A 17,536-nucleotide genomic window follows, 5' to 3' on the forward strand; every position below is an offset into this window, starting at 1 on the left:
TATGGTTTGACTCAAACCTAAATAAGAACATAAGAGTAGTAGCAGGGTAAATATTCTGGGCATAATATGCTGTTAGTAAGGTTATTCCTTAAAAACAGCTAATTAACCATATTAGTATCTTAAAAGCAAGAAACCTGCTAAAAAGTAATGTTAAAAATGACTAATTGAGTTTATGTAAAAAAAATACCCCCGAAAAATCGGGGGTAAAAATTATTTCTGACGGAAATAGATGTCAATCGGTACGCCCGAAAGATTGTATATTTCACGCATTTTATTTTCAAGGAAACGTTTGTAAGGTTCTTTTACATACTGAGGCAGGTTACAGAAGAACACAAACTGAGGAGTTGGTGTAGGTAGCTGCATGCAGAACTTAATTTTTACATACTTACCTTTAAGTGCAGGAGGTGGCATGTTCTCAATAATAGGCAGCATAGTTTCGTTAAGTTTAGAAGTAGCGATACGCTGTTTTCTGTTTTCAAATACCTCAACGGCAGTCTCAAGAGCTTTTAATAAACGTTGTTTTGTAAGTGCCGATACGAAAAGGATAGGCACATCGGTAAACGGCTGAAGTTCTTCACGTATTTTGCGCTCATAATCACGCGTAGTCATGGTGTCTTTTTCAACAAGATCCCATTTGTTTACAAGAATAACAACTCCTTTGCGGTTCTTTTCAGCAAGCCAGAAGATACTCTGATCCTGACCTTCAAAACCACGGGTAGCATCAATTACAAGTATACAGATATCACTGTGTTCAATAGCCCTTACCGAACGCATTACCGAGTAAAATTCAAGATCTTCCTTAACCTTGGCTTTACGGCGTATACCTGCGGTATCAACAAGGTTGAATTCAAATCCGAAACGGTTGTATTTAGTATCAATAGCATCGCGGGTAGTACCGGCAATGTCAGTAACGATATAACGGTCTTCACCAATTAGTGCATTGATGAATGATGATTTACCGGCATTAGGACGTCCAACTACAGCAAAGCGGGGAAGTGCTTCGGCGTTTTCATCCGGCGCTTCCGCTTCCGGTAGAAGGTCTACAAGAGCATCTAGAAGCTCTCCTGTACCCGATCCGTTCATACCTGCGATCGTATAATAGTCACCAAGTCCAAGGTTGTAGAACTCAACGGCGTCTTTTTCACGCATGGCATTATCAACCTTGTTTACAGCAAGAAGTACAGGCTTAGTAACTTTTCTAAGTAGCTTGGCTACCTCTTCATCCATAGGAGTTATCCCTTCCTCAACATCAACCACAAACACGATAACGTCAGACTCATCTATGGCAAGTTCTACCTGACGGCGAATCTCAGCTTCGAAAATATCTTCAGAACCTTTAATGTAACCACCTGTGTCGATTACAGAAAATTCTTTTCCGTTCCATTCGCTTTTACCGTAGTTCCTGTCACGGGTTACACCGCTAACAGAGTCTACGATAGCTTCTCTTCGCTGTATCAGTCGGTTAAAAAAAGTAGACTTACCTACATTTGGCCTTCCTACTATAGCTACTATATTATTCATTACTGTTTTTAAATTTTTTGCAAAAGTACGTATTATAAGTTTATAAAGGCATAAAGTTTAAAAGTCTAAAGTCATTGGCGACTGTAAACTGTAAACTGACCACTGTAAACTATTTCTGGTCATATCCAAACCTGCGCAACTGGTAAGAATTGCTTCTCCAGTTTTTGTTCACTTTCACGAACATTTGCAGGTGTATTTTCTTTCCGAAGAACTTTTCAAGATCAGTTCTGGCTTCAATTCCCACTTTTTTAAGAGCAGCACCTTTATGACCAATGATAATTCCTTTTTGTGTTTCACGTTCCACCATTATCAGGGCACTGATTCGGATGATGTCATCATCTTCAATAAACTGCTCAGTCTCTATCTCTACGGCATACGGAATCTCTTTGTCGTAATGTAAAAGGATTTTTTCGCGAATGGTCTCATTCACAAAGAAGCGTTCCGGTTTATCGGTAAGAGCATCTTTAGGATAGTATGGAGGAGATTCAGGTAATAGCTCAAGTATGCGGTCAAAAACCTCTTTTACGTTAAAGTTTTCAAGCGCAGATATTGGATACAGTTCAGCATTAGGTACTTTTTCTTTCCAAAGCGCTACCTGTTCTTCAAGTTGTTCCTGAGATGATTTATCTATTTTATTCAGTAATAGTAAAACCGGAATTTTAGCATTAACTATTTTTTTAAAGAAAGCTTCGTCCTTAAGTTCTTTTTCACCTGTTTCTACCATGTAAATAAGAACATCGGCATCTTCAAAAGCAGATTTTACAAAATCCATCATGTTAGCCTGAAGTTCATAGGCAGGTTTAATGATACCGGGGGTGTCTGATAACACAACCTGAAAATCCTCACCGTTTACAATTCCAAGTATACGGTGGCGTGTGGTTTGTGCCTTAGAAGTAATAATTGAAAGGCGCTCCCCAACAAAAGCGTTCATAAGGGTAGATTTACCTACGTTAGGGTTACCTATGATATTTACAAAGCCTGCTTTGTGTGACATAAAAAAATAATTAAGTTACAAAGGTAGTCATATCAGGGGAATAGTAGAAATAAAGCAGGAAATAAAAGATTTTTATCTTTTTTACTTGCAATTCTAATAAATCGTAGTACTTTTGCACTCGAAACATCGCGGGATAGAGCAGTAGGCAGCTCGTCGGGCTCATAACCCGAAGGTCACAGGTTCGAGTCCTGTTCCCGCTACTAAGTAAAAGAGAATCAGCAATGGTTCTCTTTTTTTCGTTTATGGCATCTCGTGGGCTCATATCCGCCGCGGCGGACACAGGATCGAGTCTTCGCTGTGGCGAACTACTAAGTAAAAGAGAATCAGAAATGGTTCTCTTTTTTCGTTTATGGTATCTCGTGGGCTCTTATGCGCCACGGCGGACACAGGTTGGGGAAAAAATTAAAGCCTGAGAAATTTATATTCATCAGGCTTTATGGTTCGATATCGTAATTGCTAAAGCTTCACAGTTAGTCCAATTCCCGGGGAAAAACCGGAAACATTACCACCGGAAAGTTCGGCATATACTCCCCATTTCTCATTCCAAAACCACCTTCCTCCAACCTGAAGTCCAAAGTTGAGGTCGCTGTCATCATGGCCTTTGTTATCCCTCATGTCAATAGTATATCCCACATTAGGTCCGGCATATACATCCCATGCAGCGCTTGTAATCCCAAAGAGATTGTCAAAATAATAATTACCTTTTACTCCTAAGTTTAGCCAGTCAAGATCCAGACTGGTTCCAACACCCGGAGCAATAGTAATATCTCTATGGACAGGTATTTCGTAATTAACACCTATAAGGCCAAAATTTAATTCTTTTCTGGCTTGTCCAAAAACACATGTAAAACATAGTACTGAAAACACTGATAAAGTAATATTTTTCATATATGTATTTTTTAATGTTATACTCAAAGTTAATCCTTAAAAACTAAATAAAATATTAAAAACCAGTCATTTAAATTAGTTTCTGTTATGTGTGATAATCATATGCAGTAGTTTTCTTGCTTAAAGCACTATTTTTTTTGCAGAATATTCAAATCAGATTTATAAAAATATTTTTTCTTTCATGAGATTTTATATTCGACTACTTTATTAAGAAATATGAGGTATTGTGGAAGCGACATGGTAAGCTTTAAGCTTGTAGCAAATTATAAAATGATACAAAATTATGGTATCTATCCCTTTGAAATAGATGGTCTTGTAGATTTATAATGACTAAATTCGGATATAGTAGGTTTAAATCAATAAAATGTTGTATATTTGCACCGAACATCGCGGGATAGAGCAGTAGGCAGCTCGTCGGGCTCATAACCCGAAGGTCACAGGTTCGAGTCCTGTTCCCGCTACTAAGTAAAGCTTCACAGAAATGTGGAGCTTTTTTTGTTCATTTATAATTTGTGTTTTTTGGAAAGTTGGGAAAGTCAGGGTAACTTTGAATTAGAGTTCATTTTTTCGTCAAGTAGATTTAAATATGATAATGCAAATGAAGCTGAACAGATCAACTCTGAAGCAATCTTCTTATCGATTTGTTTTTTTGTTTTTCCAGTATGTGCAAGAGAATTTCTGTAGCTTCTTAAAGTGTTTAAATTTCCTCTTATGTTGTCGGGTATTTTTGGGAAATTATTGTAATGAGCAATTAATGGAAGTAAGATATTCAATTGATAACTATAGGTTGCTCCACTGCTCAAAAAATCTTCAACTTTATCTTTAGCAGCAAAGGCTGAAAAATACTTAGTCATTATATTACTTAACGTGGACTCTACTGTAACATTTGATGGAATTACGCATTTATTGTAGTCTCTAGCTGTAAAAGACTCAACGGCATTAATAATATTTTCCCAAATCTGATCATCGTCTGATTTTCCCGTCCAATTGATTTTTACTGCAACAGGTGTTTCTTCTGCGGGCTCCCCAAATGGGCGGCCATACAAATTTATAATGTTTGGGATAAAATGTCGGGGAGGAGTATTTCCATGGAGTTCTAGAGGGAATAGTCCAGTTCCATTTGGAGTATAGCTTGTTTGTAAAATTTTCGATTCTTTAGGAATTCCAATTTGTTCTAAATCTAGAATAAAAGTTTCAGATGGTTTCATGAAAATTCTTAAACTTGTAGTAAAACCACCAGCTATGGCGTAAGTATACGAAGGAACGTCCCATTCAAAATGCCTTAAAAGCAGAGACCACCAATCAAGGTTTGTCTCACAATTTGGACATTTCATTTTTATTCCATGAAAGTAATTGGATAAATTTTCATTAGTAATCGGAAATGAAATTGCTTTACACTCAGGACAAGGAGTTTGATATATTTCTGTAAATAGTAAATCGTATTTCATTTGAAAAAAACTTTTAACATACAAGAATTTAAACGAATATATACTATTTTCAAATATTATTATAGTTAGGATGGAAATCTTAAATATAATAAATTGCCACAACGATAAAAGCTTCACAGAAATGTGGAGCTTTTTTGTTTTTTATCGGGTGTAAAATATTAAATTTCAGATATTTTCAAATCGATTCTTGCTAAGTCATTCTAAATGACTACTTTTGCGCCCGCTAACTAAGGCGCATATTATCAGGATATATGAACATGAAAAAAATTGTTGAGTACAGAAAGCTACTTGACGTAACAAAAACAGCCACGCTAAAAGAACTGAAAACCATTTACAGGAACAGTATGAAGGATTGCCATCCGGACACCTGTACAACTGATGAAGAGCGTAATGCTGCAGAAGAAAAAAGTAAGGAAATTATTGAGGCGTATCATTTTTTAGTGAGCGTAGCTCCTGAAACTGCTGAGAAAAACTTTTCAGAATATACTAAAACGACTACTGCTTCGGGAATCCATGAGTTTTATATGGATAACCAAGTTTTATATATTCATTTTTTAGACGGCAGCAGCTATGAGTATTTTGGTGTACCCAAAAATGTATATATAAAAATGATCAATGCCGAATCTCCTGCACGTTTTGCCCGCCGACACATATACGGAACATACTTATACAGAAGTGCTGTGAAAATAGTAGCATCTGCTGAATAATACTAAAAATGCCCGTTGATTTTCAACGGGCATTTTTTTATTCTCCTATTCTCTCGAAAGTAAAAATTCGATTTGTGTAAGGCTGTTCTATAATCAATCGGCCGTCTTTAAACTTAACGGGTACAGTTGTTTTGGTTTTGTCTTTAAAAGTGCCCACAATTACCTGATTAATGTTTTTATCGCGTGTAATCCTAAAAGTACCTTTGTTCAGGTTTTCGTGTACAAACATTTTAAAGTTTTTACCAGATACATCCAAATAACCTTCCTGATAATGTTCTGCCTCACTTTCTAGATTTGTCCTTAGCATTGCGGCTACTTCGTCATGCTTTATGGTCTTTTCAATGGGCTCATCAATAGTTGCTTTTCCGGACGCTAAATCAAGGCTAACACTTTTTTCGCGGTAAGTAACCAGTTTCCATTTGCCCTGAAGGTCTTTTTCACTATAAACTTCAGCTACAGCCTGAGACCACATAGGCGAAGCGGTAATAAATAAAAAAACAGAGAGTAAAAGGTTTTTCATAAATAGTTGGTTTTGAGTTTAATTTACATAAAAATAGGAAAAAAACATCTCAAAATGCATCAACTGTTTTATTTATTGAAAAATTAATCCTCTGCTTTTAAAGTTTTGTATAGATGTATTGTTTTGGGCCTTTTACACTGAAAAGACAAAGCTTTCCATCGATGAATTTAAAGGCAATTTCATCTTTGGTACCATTGTCAAAATTAGCCGAAATAAATTGTTGCCCTTTTTCCTCGGTTAATTTATATGTCCCATTTCTCATGAAGTCGAAAATTACCTGCGTAAAAGTGTCTTCAGTTATTTCAAGTGAAGACATTCTAAGGTTATCGGTATAGCTTTCCATATCGGCAATAAGCTTAGGTCCCATTGCAGCCATTAGAGGGCTATCATCTTTTTCGGTTAGTGTAGCTTTTCCAGACATAACGTCCAGGCTGGCACCATGAACATTGTATGTAACCAGTTTCCAGTTGCCCTTAATGTCTTTGGTAGTGTATTTTTGCGCCCACATTGGTGCTGTTAAAAGAAACGCAACAAGAGCGAAAAGAAAATTTTTCATAATTAGAAATCCTTTTTTTCTGTGAAATTAAACTTTATTAAAAACGAATTCGGCACTTTGGCCTTGTTCATACTTAAATATATATAGCTGTTTGTCTTTAATCCATACTGACGTTTCTGAAGTGGTCTGATCACTCCATGACGTAGTCATTACCTGCTGCCCATCTTTATCTTTAATAACAAATGTTCCGTTTTTTGTTTTGCCTGCCATGTGCTGAACCACATTGTTGTTTGTAAATGTAACATTTGAAGCTCTTAGCGGTTCAAGCAGCTGTTTAAAACTTTGATCAATCTGAGACATCATTTCAGGAGATATCTGGTTTTTCAGTTCAGGCGATACAGTTATTGCTCCTGTAGCTACATCAACAGTAATGCCATTTTGATTATACCCTGCAAGTTTCCAGTTGCCCTCAAGCTCTTTTGAGGTAATTTTTTGTGCAAATCCGCTAAGTGATATAAGACATATTGAAAATAAAAAAATAAGTTTTTTCATGAGCTTTAGTTATTGAAGTATAAAAGTATCTCAAATTTCATTAATCCGGTAAATTGATAAGCAAAAATATAGGTTTTAGCCTATTGCGTTTCTATGGATGCATTTTGTCGATTTATCTGCGAATGTAATGAAATTGTAAAACCGCACGGTTATTATTGTCGTAAATTGGTTGAAAATGTATTAAAATTTTACCTAATTCCTTACAACTTAAGACGAGATGAATGTAATATTTATTTTTTAGATATATTTGAGTATGAAAACAAATGGAGACATAATACTCATTGAAGATGATGCTGACGACAGGGAAATCCTGATTGAAGCATTTGATCAGGTAATGACCGAAAATAATTATGATAACCGACTGGTAGTTATAGAAGACAGCTCTGTTGTAATTAATTATCTTAAGTCTACAGGAACCGAGCCTTTCTTACTTCTGTCAGATATCAATATGCCAAAGGTTGATGGCTTTACCCTTCGTGACCTTATTACTAAAGATCCTGAACTAAGCGAACGTTGTTCGCCTTATCTTTTTCTGACTACTTCAGATACCTCAGATTACATTTCTAAGGCTTATCAGAGATCGGTTCAGGGATATTTTGCAAAGCCGGTTACTTTTTCGGGATATAAAAAGTTAATTGCTGATATATTATCATACTGGAAACTCAATAAAACACCATAGTGAATAGTATTTCAAAACAAAAAGCCTTTCTGTTTGGAAAGGCTTTTCTATTTTCTAACTAACTCAAATAAATTTCGGTGATTGATGATTGATCTGATGATTTGAATCATTAGTAGTTAAAAATGGTTTTTCGTTACAGCAATAGCGATTTTATTTTTGTTTTGTAACGAATAATTGTTCTTTTCGTCTAATAGCTTTGTAAATGAATCAATCTAAAACGTAAATAAAATGCTTGCACACGAAATTGACTACCATATTTATGGTGAAGAAATGCAATATGTAGAAATAGAGCTCGATCCTCAGGAGGCTGTAGTTGCCGAAGCAGGAAGCTTTATGATGATGGAAAGTGGTGTTCAGATGGAAACTATTTTTGGAGATGGCTCTAATCAGAATGAAAGTATAATGGGCAAATTGTTTTCTGCAGGAAAACGAATGCTTACAGGAGAGAGCCTGTTTATGACAGTTTTTCTTAACCAGTATCATGCCAAAAGAAAAGTAAGTTTTGCTTCGCCTTATCCTGGTAAAATCGTTCCGCTGGATTTAACGCAGTTTGGCGGTAAGTTTATCTGCCAGAAAGATGCATTTCTTTGTGCTGCAAAAGGTGTATCGGTAGGGATAGAGTTTTCACGTAAGCTTGGGCGTGGCCTTTTTGGTGGCGAAGGTTTTATTATGCAGAAACTGGAAGGCGATGGTCTGGCTTTTGTACATGCAGGAGGTACGCTTGCCAGAAAAGAATTGCAGGCGGGCGAAGTACTTAAGGTTGATACAGGATGTATAGTAGGCTTTTCGCAAACGGTAGATTATGATATTGAATTTATTGGAGGTATTAAAAATACCATTTTTGGTGGAGAAGGCTTATTTTATGCAACACTTCAGGGACCTGGTGTGGTTTACATACAATCACTCCCATTCAGCAGGCTGGCCGGAAGGATTTATGCATCGGCACCTCAGGGAGGCGGACAGCAAAGAGGTGAGGGAAGTATATTGGGCGGTCTAGGTAATCTTCTTGATGGTGATAACAGATTCTAATATTTAGAAAGGAATATTTATAAAAGGGCTTTGGCCCTTTTTTTGTTTTTGTATATTTGGCAATATAGGCTGGGCTGGTAGGGAAAACGCTTGTTGCACTGTTTTACATAAGCGGCATAACAATTGCGGTTACAGCCCCGTTATTACATTCATAAAAAAGACAACTACAACAATGAAAATACAATTATTGCTTTCGGCATCATTATTTATGTTCTTTTCAGTTAATGGATCAGCTCAGGGAAAAAATTGTGATGTGAGGCAGTTACAGGTTAGTACATACGATTTTGTGCTTGCAAACCTTGACTCTATAAAAATCTACACCCCAAAGACTAACCAGATTACTGCGACTCTCGATCTGACAGAAGCCGGAGCGATAAAGAAAATAGGTTATTATACAAACTATGGGAAAAAAGAACAGAAAGAAGTAAAAGTGTGGAAGGGGTTCGAAACTTTTGTAAAAGATAATTTTTCACGTTGTCCTGATTCCCATTTCTATAATGCTACAGAACATCTGTTACAGGCAACAATTTCTTTACCACTTTCTAAAGATGGTATTGCTAAGGCTAAGAAAGAAGTTGAGTCTGAGCCAAACTACATGGCTGAGGGCGTAGGAAAAACAGAAATACCCGGCTACAGCAAATTTAAAGTAGAAGTAAAAAGTTTTACAGTAGGGCAGTTCAGGCATAATAAAACCATAGAGCCGGTTGTAAAAGAAGGTACTATGGATGCTTACAGGTCTAAAATGGTAAGGCTGTCGGATATTTTTTCTATCGCTTTTGATGTCGTAAAAGAAGGTAAGAATAATTACCTGAAATATACACTTTATGAACGTGTAGACAATAAAAGTCAGACTGTAACTAAAGAAGGATGGAGGCCAATCATTAACAACAAGGTTACCCTTTCGGTAAAAGGAATAAGGGATTCGCATCCGGGAGTAAGGCATATAAATGAAGGCGAGGAGTTCGAAATGAATTTTGAAATATCCTTTCCAAAATAATAAGTGATGAAAGACAGGTATTAACACATGTCTTTTTTGTTTTATAAATACAATCAGTATATTTGAACTTTGGCTTTAGGGGTATTCTGAAAAGAATTGAGAGAGTCCCTTTGAACCTGATACGGTTAACACCGACGTAGGGAAAAGCGCAGGAATAATATTCTTATTCCTTCACTTCTGTATAGGAGACCTATAGCCATATTTTATTAATCAGTTTTTTAAAAAATATGAAAGAGTCTCTTTGGAATTCTATCCTTTCTGTTCGTAAAAATTCTCCTTTAGTACACAATCTTACCAATTATGTGGTAATGAACAACACAGCTAATGCCCTGCTTGCTGCCGGTGCATCGCCCATTATGGCTCATGCTCATCCTGAAGTAGAAGATATGGTAACTATTTGCGGAGCATCGGTTATAAATATCGGAACCCTTGATGAATATTGGGTTGAAAGCATGCTTAAAGCAGCTAAAAAAGCTCATGGGCTGGGTAAGCCCTGGGTTTTAGATCCTGTTGGAGCAGGGGCAACGGCTTATCGAAATGAAACCGTAGCAAGCTTGTTAACTTATAAGCCTACTATTATTCGTGGAAATGCTTCAGAAATAATGGCTTTGGCCAAAGTGGGCGAAGCAAAATCAAAAGGTGTAGACAGTGTGCATCAAAGTACCGAAGCTACAGGCGCTGCGCAATGGCTATCCAATACTTATGGCAGTGTAGTTTGTGTTTCGGGAGCAACGGATGTAATCGTTTCCGGAAATAAAAAAATACTAATCAGTAATGGTCATCCGCTCATGCAGCTGGTTACAGGTTTGGGCTGTACAGCCTCGGCCCTAACAGGTGCATTTGCTGCGGTTAGCAATGATAAATTAACTGGAACTGCCGCTGCAATGGCATTGTTAGGAATAGCGGGAGAGTTGGCACAAAAAGAAAGTGCCGGACCGGGCAGTTTACAGTTAAATATTCTGGATAAATTATATACGATCAATCAGGAGGAATTCTTTACATACCTTAAAGCTGAAGAAGATAATGGATAATAAGTTCCTTAGCAGGCTTTATCTGGTAGTAAGCCGGGAGGCTTGCCGGGGGCGTGATATTGTTACGGTTACCGAACAGGCCGTTATGGGTGGTGTTGATATGGTTCAGTTGCGCGAAAAGAACTTGTCGGTTCAGGAGTTTACAGAAACTGCTATTCAGCTTAAAAATATGCTCGACAGATATAATGTTCCATTAATTATAAACGATAATGTTACTGTAGCTAAGGCATCAGGTGCCTATGGTATTCACGTAGGTAATAGCGATATTCCGCCATCTCAGATAAAAACACAATGGGCAGATTGCTCTATGCTTGGATATTCGATTGAGTATCTGGAACAACTTACAAATGCTGAAATAGCATTTGCCGATTATTTGGGAGTAAGTCCTGTGTTTTCTACCGCGACTAAAACGGATACCGTAACCGAATGGGGACTGGAAGGAATAACTCAAATAAGGAAGCTTACCGATAAACCTCTTGTAGCAATTGGAAACATGAATGAAAGCAATGCTTTTGATGTAATAAAAGCGGGTGCTGACTGTATTGCGGTGGTTTCAGCTATTTGTGGTGCCAAAGATCCTTTAAAAGCTGCCGAGGTTTTAAGAAATCAAATTGAAAGAGCCTTATGAAAAAATATACATATCCAACAGTACTGACTATTGCGGGAACTGATCCCTCAGGAGGAGCGGGCATACAGGCCGACCTTAAAACTTTTGCGGCACTGGGCTGCTATGGTATGAGCGTGGTTACGGCATTGGTAGCCCAAAATACCTGTGGTGTAAGGGCAATACATAGTGTGCCGCCTGAATTTGTCAGGGAACAGCTTTTAGCAGTACTTGAAGATATAAGGCCCGATGCTATAAAAATAGGCATGGTACATAGTGTGGGCCTTGTAAATGTTATTACCGAAGTTTTGGAGGCTTATCCTGATATTCCTGTCGTTTTTGATCCGGTTATGATCGCTACTAGCGGCCATCGCCTTATTGAAGAGGATACTGTTTCTGCAATTGTAGAGAAATTATTTCCGTTGTCGGCGGTCATTACGCCTAATATGGATGAAGCTTCTTTTTTGACAGGAATTCCGGTGACAGGAATTGATGATATGCAGGAAGCTGCGGCGATGATTATGCAGATGAGGCCCAAAGCCTTACTCTTAAAGGGAGGGCACCTGCAATCTGAAAAGCTGACTTCAATGCTGGTAAATGCTGCGGGGTTGATTCAGGAGTATCATTCGGATAAAATAGATACAAAAAACATGCATGGTTCAGGATGTACCCTTTCATCAGCTATAGCTTCTTACCTTGCAATTGGTGACACTATTCGGGATGCTGTAGCCAAAGCACAGGAGTATGTTCATGGAGCAATTTTTAATGCTGCCGATGTAGTAATCGGTAAAGGGAATGGGCCTTTAAACCATTCCTATAACCCTCAAAAAATGATAAAAAATGAAATGGTCTGAAAAGATATGGGCAGAAACTTTGCCTGTATACAACGATATTATAAATATGCCTTTTATTACCGAACTGGCAGCCGGAACACTCGATGTTGAAAAATTCAAGTATTATCTTCAGCAGGATGCGCATTACCTGGAGTATTTCGCCAGGGCTTTGGCCGTAATAGCAGCTAAGACACAGGATGTTGACACAATGCTGGATTTTATTCGCTTTTCGGAAGGGGCTATCGTAGTGGAGCGTGCACTACACGATTCTTATTTTAAAGATTATAATTTGCAGGAGAGAGCAGCTATGTCGCCGGCATGCCATCATTATGTGCATTATTTACAGAGTACTGTTTACATGGCTGATAACGCTATAGGTATGGCTGCAGTATTGCCGTGTTTCTGGATATACAAAAAGGTTGGTGATCATATCCTTTCAATAGCCAGTATAACCAACAATCCTTATCAGAACTGGATTGCGACCTATGCCGGAGAAGAGTTTGGCCAGCTCGTAGACAAGGCTATTGCTATTTGTGATCTGGCAGCAGAGAAAGCTACCTTAGAACAGCAACAGCTAATGAGTGAAGCTTTTTTGAGCGCCAGTCGTTTAGAGTATTTATTTTGGGATAGCGCCTACAGGCTTGAGAGCTGGAAAAAGTAAATATTTTTTATTGAAATATTAGTTTTGGCACACATTATGTATTATATAATTAGCATCAATCAAAAAGCACGAAATATGGCTTCATGCTAAATAATTTGAGTTAGTTAAGTTAATAGAAAAGGGCCTTAAAAGCCCTTTTCTTATGTTATTCGGTTTTGAAAGAAGACATTGGCAATCCTCCGCTGTTAAACACGTCTGCAACTGCGCTGTTTAGCCAAGCATAGCGAGCATGTACAGGTTTTTTAACCTTTTTGGAAGTCAATACAATGCTATTGTTTACTATTTTGGGTTGCGCTTCATAAAAAACACCATCTTCCCCTGCAATTTCAAATTGTGTTGAAGTCTTTCCCTTAAAGTGTAATCCATCGGCATAGTTAAAATTCAGGATAATTTTAGTCTTGTCTGTTTTCAGGTCTTTAAATAGAGGTCCATTAACCAACCCCTTATTTAAGCTATATGTATTACTTAAGGCCAAATTGGCAAGCCTTTCTGCGACCGGCTTTTTATTGCGTGGATGTATATCTTCCGTAGTACTGATGTCGTTTATAACTACCATTCCTGTTTTTGCAACCTGGTTAAGTACTTTACGTTGCGCATCTCTTATGGTCACTCCCTGATAATTTCCTCCTTCATATTTATACGATGCTATCTGCACATAGTAAAAAGGGAAGTCGTCTTTCCATGCTTCGCGCCAAGATTTTATAAGTCCTCCCAACGTAGTATCGTATACATCAGATCCAACGTTAGATTCTCCCTGATACCACAATACACCCGCTATCTTGTAGCCAACAAACGGATGAATCATAGTATTGTAAGTTCTTCCGGATTCAATAGGGCTCCAGGGCATAGCTGATAGTTTTGCCGCTGCTGAAGCCATTACAGGATTGCTGTTAACGTAAGTTTCAGGTATCCATATCTCGGCAGGAGAACCGCCCCAACTGGAATTTATTATACCGATAGGTATATTTTTAAGTTCTTTTTGAAGGCGTTCTGCAAAAAAATAACCTATAGCACTAAAGTACTTCATCGTTTCTGGTGTGCATATTTTCCATTCCCCGGGGACATTCATCTGAGGGTAAGGTGAAGAAAGCTTAGGAGCTGCAAAAAATCGTATGTTGGGATAATTAGCTTTTGCAATTTCTGCTTCTGCATTATCTATTCCGGAGCTTGCTGTCCACTCCATGTTTGATTGTCCGGAGCAGAACCACACTTCGCCTAACATGACATTTTTTAGCGAAAATTCATTATAGCCTTTTATGTTTACCGTATAAGGACCGCCCGCTTCAGTTGTTTTTACTAAAATTTCCCAATAGGCATCATTTCCGGGTGTAACTTTATATTCCTTATCTGTCCATGATGGCTTAATGGTAATTTCTTCGAATGGGCTTGCCCATCCCCAAAGTTTTACTTCGCTGTTACGCTGTAAAACCATATTGTCTGAAAAGAAAGAGGGCAATGATACATTGGCAAAGGCCGACATATAAGTAATAAGCAGAGCAGCTATCAGAAGGCTGTACTTTTTCATTTTGGTAATCGTTTTTTTCTTCTGCAAAGTCGAAATAATTATCTGCAGAACCTAATAATATCCTGTCAAATGATAAGAGTATTTATAAATGCAATAGCTAAAGTTAATATGTTTTTATTTGGGTTAAACATTGGTTAATTAACCTGTTAGCTTAAAAAGTGTTTTATAACTTTATAGAAACGCAAAAACACGCATCATGAGAAAAACAATTTTTATGCTGACGCTAATGCTGGTTTTTGGTATTGCCTCAGCACAGGTAAATAAGGTTGATCCGCCTACGGCTATGCCGTCTCCGGGAACACCGCCTACAGAAAACGCAACACAGGAGATAAACCGCGAAAAGGCTTATAAAACAAATTCGCCGGTTATTACTACACCATCTTCCACAATACAGGAGCCGATACCCTTGGCAAATCCCCTTAATGGAGCTGAGTCTCCGTATCCGGGAAGAACACTGGCTTATCCAAAACCGCAGGGTGCTTTACAGCCCGGAACAGCAATTACAACCGAAGATCCCGGAGGAACAAATAATAAACAAACTACGTTGCCTGCATCAAATACAACCAATCAGGGTAGAGTGCCATAAATCTTAGCATAGTAGTTTTCTCGGAGCTATATAAAAAAGCATCAGGTCTATCCTGATGCTTTTTTATTTGTCACAAGTCTTTGATTATTCTATTTAGTCGGTGGCGAATTTCTCGGCATCATAATCTTCAGGCTCACCGGGGCTAAATTTTTCATTATCTTTTTTCTGCACATTCTTAGATGAAGTGTCAGGCTTGTTCTGATTTGCTTTTTTTGAAGGCTTTTTATCAGGCTTGTCGGTGTGGGGTATCATTTTATGTACTTTGAGTTGATAATCTGTCAACACTGTTTATCCCTTCGATCTCATAAAAGGGAGTTATTTCCGGATTATGAAATGTAGTACTTCCAAAAATAGAAGTATAAATTGCTTCTTTTACGACTTTCATTGTATTGGGATTTAATTGGTTCTCTGTGCTTCTCGGGTTGTAACTTTTGAATTGTTTCCGGTACTTCCTGTGCCTGTCCCGGAGCCACTGCCTGCAGCACCACTGCTTCTTAAAGGGTTTCCGTTTTTGTCTACAGCATTATTTACATCACTGTTTTCAATCCTGTCAGTAATAGCCTGTTGTCTAGCGGCCTCGTCTTTAGCAGTAGTTGCTGATGAACCTGAACCTGTGGTGCCTGATGAGGTGCTAGTTGGTTTTTTAGTACTTCCGCTGCCAGATCCTGTTGCATTAATAGAAGTAGATGTAGTTGTTCCATCACTAACTGTGGTAGTTGTTTCATTGGTTGGAACGGTATCTTCATAAGTTACAGTAGTGCTTTGAGTAGTTGTCTGCGTTTTTCTGTCGCAACTGTTACATGATGTAAAAGCATTCATTCCGGCAACAATTCCCACACTAAATGCAAATTGTTTTATTAAGGTTATTGTTTTCATGTCTTAGGGTTTTGTAAGTTTCTACCTTAAAATTATTTAAAATAATAAAGGGATTTTGCTAACAAAAATCTAATTGTGAATACTATAACATTTGCATTGAATTGTGATTTATTGTAGTCTTTAAGCCAAAAAGAAAGGAGCTAAAAGCTCCTTAGTCCATTTTAAAGTAAAGTTGATTAATCATATAGCCATCTTAATCAAGATGATTATCTGTTATAGTGATGTTCTTTCCATCCCTCAAAGGATTTCTTCGGTTAACCAAATGGCTTTCGTGATGAGGAAAATTACCATTGTGCGAAGGGCATGTTGTTTTAGGGAAGGACGCTAGTTCGTCCGGATTGATGATTGCCGGGTCTTCATACGGAAAAGTAAAATTATCGTATGAATTTTTCATAAGGTTCGGGTTTCCGCCAAGGTCTCCCAGATCGTGGCGGTTAGATAAATAATTTGCCATAATCGTTTGATTTATAGATTAAAGATACAAATTATATTGCTAAGAACAGCCTTTTTTAGATTAATATTTTTTGCGGACATTAGTATTTTGGTAATAAAAATGCCTGTATAATAAAAAAAAGCCTTTTTAAGGCTTTTTTATTACATGAATCCGTCATTTTCAGGGTTGTTGTCAGTTCGTATAATATTACGTCCTTCTCTGACGGGCGTTCTTTTATTAACCAAATGGTTTTCACTTTCGTGTTCAACTTCTTTTGCGTCCATTATTTGTGAAGGTTTTGGAAATGATGCCAATTCCTGAGGATTTGTAATTGCCGGGTCTTCATAAGGCAGGTTGAACTCTTTTTTAGATCTATCAGATTTGTTTTTTAGATTTTCCATGATGTATAAATTATAAAACGGTTTAAAGCTTATTAAAGTTAAGGAGTTATTTAGCCATAATATCTTAAGGGTTCTATAATTAACGCTTGATTAACAGTGATTTGATAATGTTGTTTATCGAAGAAAAAGAACCTTTGAACGTTTTTATCTTTTTTTGTTTTATCAGTTTTATCTTCAGATTTATGTTTGTGTATATCAAATAATGTAGGGAGAATATGAAAAAGATTTTGCTGATAATTTTGGTCGCCATAGGAGTAGGAAGCTGTTCTGCAGATATGGAAGAAAATGATGTGCAGTACGGTAATTCGGCTACTCAAAAAGCAAATGTTTCTGAGTCGGTGACATTAGCAACAAGATCATGTTTTACAAATCTTTCAGCTCAGGTAAGTGTGAATTTGTCGAATGGATTGGGAAATCCGGTGGTTGTTTTTACACCGGTTATTTCAGGTTCGGTTCCGGCAACCACAACCTACAGAGTAAGGGTAGAGGTACAGCCATTATCTGATTGCGACGACATGAATAGCAACACGGGATCCCTGCTTACTTTTGGGCCTTCAGGAACCGTGCAAAACGTTATTGCGCTACCGCCCTCAATCTCTGTCTTGCCTGGCAGTATGCCTCTGTGCTATAAATGGAGGTTTGTTTTCGAAGGAATATCTACTGGCCAGAAATTGCCCTTTTGTATTTCGGCTTCTATTTGGTATGAATCGCCATTGTTCTAATTTTTGATTTTTAATAGTAGAAGAACCATCACC

23 protein-coding genes, 2 tRNA genes and 1 riboswitch are annotated in these 17,536 nt (G+C 37.6%); of the genes, 12 read left to right on the forward strand and 13 right to left on the reverse strand.

The genetic code is table 11. From position 1 onward, the window contains the following. Positions 1-210: 210 nt before the first annotated feature. Entirely contained in the window at positions 211-1,521 is a 1,311-nt protein-coding gene (gene der / locus ACFSR3_RS13360) for a ribosome biogenesis GTPase Der (protein WP_114756520.1), read from the reverse strand. A 109-nt stretch (positions 1,522-1,630) separates the two neighbouring features. Further along, on the reverse strand, positions 1,631-2,515 hold the full coding sequence (gene era, locus ACFSR3_RS13365; RefSeq protein ID WP_379821640.1) for a GTPase Era: 885 nt from the start codon (positions 2,513-2,515) through the stop codon (positions 1,631-1,633). Positions 2,516-2,642: 127 nt separating this feature from the next. Here era and ACFSR3_RS13370 point away from each other — a divergent pair. Continuing rightward, positions 2,643-2,715, forward strand: a tRNA-Met gene (locus ACFSR3_RS13370). 256 nt (positions 2,716-2,971) lie between these two features. Here ACFSR3_RS13370 and ACFSR3_RS13375 read toward each other — a convergent pair. Then, positions 2,972-3,403 carry a hypothetical protein gene (locus ACFSR3_RS13375; RefSeq protein WP_379821641.1) on the reverse strand — a complete coding sequence of 144 codons (432 nt, stop codon included), beginning with the start codon at positions 3,401-3,403 and terminating at the stop codon, positions 2,972-2,974. Between the two features lie 388 nt (positions 3,404-3,791). Between ACFSR3_RS13375 and ACFSR3_RS13380 the strand changes: the two genes are divergently transcribed. Further along, positions 3,792-3,864 (forward strand) — tRNA-Met (locus tag ACFSR3_RS13380). Positions 3,865-3,939: 75 nt separating this feature from the next. On the opposite strand, the gene ACFSR3_RS13385 is transcribed toward ACFSR3_RS13380, so the two are convergent. Next, the gene (locus tag ACFSR3_RS13385) at positions 3,940-4,851 is read right to left on the reverse strand and encodes a hypothetical protein (RefSeq protein ID WP_379821644.1); all 912 of its coding nucleotides are present in this window, start codon (positions 4,849-4,851) and stop codon (positions 3,940-3,942) included. A 257-nt stretch (positions 4,852-5,108) separates the two neighbouring features. Between ACFSR3_RS13385 and ACFSR3_RS13390 the strand changes: the two genes are divergently transcribed. After that, the gene (locus tag ACFSR3_RS13390) at positions 5,109-5,558 is read left to right on the forward strand and encodes a KTSC domain-containing protein (protein WP_114756604.1); all 450 of its coding nucleotides are present in this window, start codon (positions 5,109-5,111) and stop codon (positions 5,556-5,558) included. A gap of 37 nt (positions 5,559-5,595) precedes the next feature. Here ACFSR3_RS13390 and ACFSR3_RS13395 read toward each other — a convergent pair whose 3' ends face one another. The 3 genes from ACFSR3_RS13395 to ACFSR3_RS13405 form a co-directional block, all read right to left on the reverse strand. Beyond that, on the reverse strand, positions 5,596-6,078 hold the full coding sequence (locus ACFSR3_RS13395) for a hypothetical protein (RefSeq protein ID WP_379821645.1): 483 nt from the start codon (positions 6,076-6,078) through the stop codon (positions 5,596-5,598). Positions 6,079-6,175: 97 nt separating this feature from the next. Next, positions 6,176-6,634 carry a hypothetical protein gene (locus tag ACFSR3_RS13400; RefSeq protein ID WP_379821646.1) on the reverse strand — a complete coding sequence of 153 codons (459 nt, stop codon included), beginning with the start codon at positions 6,632-6,634 and terminating at the stop codon, positions 6,176-6,178. A 27-nt stretch (positions 6,635-6,661) separates the two neighbouring features. Further along, positions 6,662-7,126 carry a hypothetical protein gene (locus ACFSR3_RS13405; RefSeq protein ID WP_114756525.1) on the reverse strand — a complete coding sequence of 155 codons (465 nt, stop codon included), beginning with the start codon at positions 7,124-7,126 and terminating at the stop codon, positions 6,662-6,664. 253 nt (positions 7,127-7,379) lie between these two features. Between ACFSR3_RS13405 and ACFSR3_RS13410 the strand changes: the two genes are divergently transcribed. From ACFSR3_RS13410 to tenA, 7 genes are all read left to right on the forward strand, one after another. After that, positions 7,380-7,805: a response regulator gene (locus ACFSR3_RS13410; protein WP_379821649.1), complete on the forward strand. Its 426-nt coding sequence runs from the start codon at positions 7,380-7,382 to the stop codon at positions 7,803-7,805. Between the two features lie 228 nt (positions 7,806-8,033). After that, the gene (locus ACFSR3_RS13415; RefSeq protein ID WP_379821650.1) at positions 8,034-8,834 is read left to right on the forward strand and encodes a TIGR00266 family protein; all 801 of its coding nucleotides are present in this window, start codon (positions 8,034-8,036) and stop codon (positions 8,832-8,834) included. 172 nt (positions 8,835-9,006) lie between these two features. Beyond that, entirely contained in the window at positions 9,007-9,831 is an 825-nt protein-coding gene (locus ACFSR3_RS13420) for a hypothetical protein (RefSeq protein ID WP_379821652.1), read from the forward strand. Positions 9,832-9,898: 67 nt separating this feature from the next. Further along, positions 9,899-9,991, forward strand: a riboswitch (TPP riboswitch). A 67-nt stretch (positions 9,992-10,058) separates the two neighbouring features. Beyond that, positions 10,059-10,862, forward strand: a complete 804-nt coding sequence (gene thiM / locus ACFSR3_RS13425; RefSeq protein WP_379821654.1) for a hydroxyethylthiazole kinase — start codon at positions 10,059-10,061, stop codon at positions 10,860-10,862. Beyond that, positions 10,855-11,490 (forward strand): thiamine phosphate synthase, encoded by a 636-nt coding sequence (gene thiE, locus ACFSR3_RS13430; protein WP_379821656.1) that lies wholly within the window; start codon positions 10,855-10,857, stop codon positions 11,488-11,490. The genes thiM and thiE overlap by 8 nt, the downstream gene beginning before the upstream one ends. Beyond that, positions 11,487-12,320: a bifunctional hydroxymethylpyrimidine kinase/phosphomethylpyrimidine kinase gene (thiD, locus tag ACFSR3_RS13435; RefSeq protein WP_379821658.1), complete on the forward strand. Its 834-nt coding sequence runs from the start codon at positions 11,487-11,489 to the stop codon at positions 12,318-12,320. Before thiE ends, thiD begins: the two co-directional genes overlap by 4 nt. After that, positions 12,307-12,960, forward strand: coding sequence for a thiaminase II (gene tenA, locus ACFSR3_RS13440; protein ID WP_379821659.1), 654 nt, complete (start codon positions 12,307-12,309; stop codon positions 12,958-12,960). Before thiD ends, tenA begins: the two co-directional genes overlap by 14 nt. A gap of 145 nt (positions 12,961-13,105) precedes the next feature. Here the strand turns inward: tenA and ACFSR3_RS13445 are convergent, their stop codons facing one another. Next, complete coding sequence (locus ACFSR3_RS13445; RefSeq protein ID WP_379821661.1) at positions 13,106-14,485, reverse strand: sialate O-acetylesterase; 1,380 nt, start codon at positions 14,483-14,485, stop codon at positions 13,106-13,108. A gap of 196 nt (positions 14,486-14,681) precedes the next feature. Here ACFSR3_RS13445 and ACFSR3_RS13450 point away from each other — a divergent pair, with 196 nt between their 5' ends. Then, on the forward strand, positions 14,682-15,071 hold the full coding sequence (locus ACFSR3_RS13450) for a hypothetical protein (protein ID WP_379821663.1): 390 nt from the start codon (positions 14,682-14,684) through the stop codon (positions 15,069-15,071). A gap of 93 nt (positions 15,072-15,164) precedes the next feature. On the opposite strand, the gene ACFSR3_RS13455 is transcribed toward ACFSR3_RS13450, so the two are convergent. From ACFSR3_RS13455 to ACFSR3_RS13475, 5 genes are all read right to left on the reverse strand, one after another. Then, positions 15,165-15,323 carry a hypothetical protein gene (locus ACFSR3_RS13455; protein ID WP_379821665.1) on the reverse strand — a complete coding sequence of 53 codons (159 nt, stop codon included), beginning with the start codon at positions 15,321-15,323 and terminating at the stop codon, positions 15,165-15,167. A gap of 1 nt (position 15,324) precedes the next feature. After that, on the reverse strand, positions 15,325-15,456 hold the full coding sequence (locus ACFSR3_RS13460; protein WP_379821667.1) for a hypothetical protein: 132 nt from the start codon (positions 15,454-15,456) through the stop codon (positions 15,325-15,327). Positions 15,457-15,467: 11 nt separating this feature from the next. Continuing rightward, on the reverse strand, positions 15,468-15,947 hold the full coding sequence (locus tag ACFSR3_RS13465; RefSeq protein WP_379821669.1) for a hypothetical protein: 480 nt from the start codon (positions 15,945-15,947) through the stop codon (positions 15,468-15,470). 193 nt (positions 15,948-16,140) lie between these two features. After that, positions 16,141-16,401, reverse strand: a complete 261-nt coding sequence (locus ACFSR3_RS13470; protein ID WP_379821671.1) for a hypothetical protein — start codon at positions 16,399-16,401, stop codon at positions 16,141-16,143. 140 nt (positions 16,402-16,541) lie between these two features. Next, positions 16,542-16,781 (reverse strand): hypothetical protein, encoded by a 240-nt coding sequence (locus ACFSR3_RS13475; protein ID WP_114756539.1) that lies wholly within the window; start codon positions 16,779-16,781, stop codon positions 16,542-16,544. 215 nt (positions 16,782-16,996) lie between these two features. Between ACFSR3_RS13475 and ACFSR3_RS13480 the strand changes: the two genes are divergently transcribed. Continuing rightward, complete coding sequence (locus tag ACFSR3_RS13480; protein WP_379821672.1) at positions 16,997-17,503, forward strand: hypothetical protein; 507 nt, start codon at positions 16,997-16,999, stop codon at positions 17,501-17,503. The last annotated feature ends 33 nt before the right edge of the window (positions 17,504-17,536 follow it).

The organism is Flavobacterium suzhouense, from assembly GCF_042684765.1.
In the GTDB taxonomy this organism is placed as follows: domain Bacteria; phylum Bacteroidota; class Bacteroidia; order Flavobacteriales; family Flavobacteriaceae; genus Flavobacterium; species Flavobacterium suzhouense.

Bases quoted from the DNA above. Each gene is read 5' to 3' on its own strand.
- ACFSR3_RS13375 (WP_379821641.1), bottom strand. From the start codon at position 3,403: ATGAAAAATATTACTTTATCAGTGTTTTCAGTACTATGTTTTACATGT.
- ACFSR3_RS13460 (WP_379821667.1), bottom strand. From the start codon at position 15,456: ATGAAAGTCGTAAAAGAAGCAATTTATACTTCTATTTTTGGAAGTACT.
- ACFSR3_RS13415 (WP_379821650.1), top strand. From the start codon at position 8,034: ATGCTTGCACACGAAATTGACTACCATATTTATGGTGAAGAAATGCAA.
- ACFSR3_RS13455 (WP_379821665.1), bottom strand. From the start codon at position 15,323: ATGATACCCCACACCGACAAGCCTGATAAAAAGCCTTCAAAAAAAGCA.
- era (WP_379821640.1), bottom strand. From the start codon at position 2,515: ATGTCACACAAAGCAGGCTTTGTAAATATCATAGGTAACCCTAACGTA.
- ACFSR3_RS13450 (WP_379821663.1), top strand. From the start codon at position 14,682: ATGAGAAAAACAATTTTTATGCTGACGCTAATGCTGGTTTTTGGTATT.
- der (WP_114756520.1), bottom strand. From the start codon at position 1,521: ATGAATAATATAGTAGCTATAGTAGGAAGGCCAAATGTAGGTAAGTCT.
- tenA (WP_379821659.1), top strand. From the start codon at position 12,307: ATGAAATGGTCTGAAAAGATATGGGCAGAAACTTTGCCTGTATACAAC.
- ACFSR3_RS13420 (WP_379821652.1), top strand. From the start codon at position 9,007: ATGAAAATACAATTATTGCTTTCGGCATCATTATTTATGTTCTTTTCA.
- ACFSR3_RS13470 (WP_379821671.1), bottom strand. From the start codon at position 16,401: ATGGCAAATTATTTATCTAACCGCCACGATCTGGGAGACCTTGGCGGA.
- ACFSR3_RS13475 (WP_114756539.1), bottom strand. From the start codon at position 16,781: ATGGAAAATCTAAAAAACAAATCTGATAGATCTAAAAAAGAGTTCAAC.
- ACFSR3_RS13410 (WP_379821649.1), top strand. From the start codon at position 7,380: ATGAAAACAAATGGAGACATAATACTCATTGAAGATGATGCTGACGAC.
- ACFSR3_RS13390 (WP_114756604.1), top strand. From the start codon at position 5,109: ATGAAAAAAATTGTTGAGTACAGAAAGCTACTTGACGTAACAAAAACA.
- ACFSR3_RS13395 (WP_379821645.1), bottom strand. From the start codon at position 6,078: ATGAAAAACCTTTTACTCTCTGTTTTTTTATTTATTACCGCTTCGCCT.
- ACFSR3_RS13445 (WP_379821661.1), bottom strand. From the start codon at position 14,485: ATGAAAAAGTACAGCCTTCTGATAGCTGCTCTGCTTATTACTTATATG.
- ACFSR3_RS13385 (WP_379821644.1), bottom strand. From the start codon at position 4,851: ATGAAATACGATTTACTATTTACAGAAATATATCAAACTCCTTGTCCT.
- thiD (WP_379821658.1), top strand. From the start codon at position 11,487: ATGAAAAAATATACATATCCAACAGTACTGACTATTGCGGGAACTGAT.
- thiE (WP_379821656.1), top strand. From the start codon at position 10,855: ATGGATAATAAGTTCCTTAGCAGGCTTTATCTGGTAGTAAGCCGGGAG.
- ACFSR3_RS13465 (WP_379821669.1), bottom strand. From the start codon at position 15,947: ATGAAAACAATAACCTTAATAAAACAATTTGCATTTAGTGTGGGAATT.
- ACFSR3_RS13400 (WP_379821646.1), bottom strand. From the start codon at position 6,634: ATGAAAAATTTTCTTTTCGCTCTTGTTGCGTTTCTTTTAACAGCACCA.
- thiM (WP_379821654.1), top strand. From the start codon at position 10,059: ATGAAAGAGTCTCTTTGGAATTCTATCCTTTCTGTTCGTAAAAATTCT.
- ACFSR3_RS13480 (WP_379821672.1), top strand. From the start codon at position 16,997: ATGAAAAAGATTTTGCTGATAATTTTGGTCGCCATAGGAGTAGGAAGC.
- ACFSR3_RS13405 (WP_114756525.1), bottom strand. From the start codon at position 7,126: ATGAAAAAACTTATTTTTTTATTTTCAATATGTCTTATATCACTTAGC.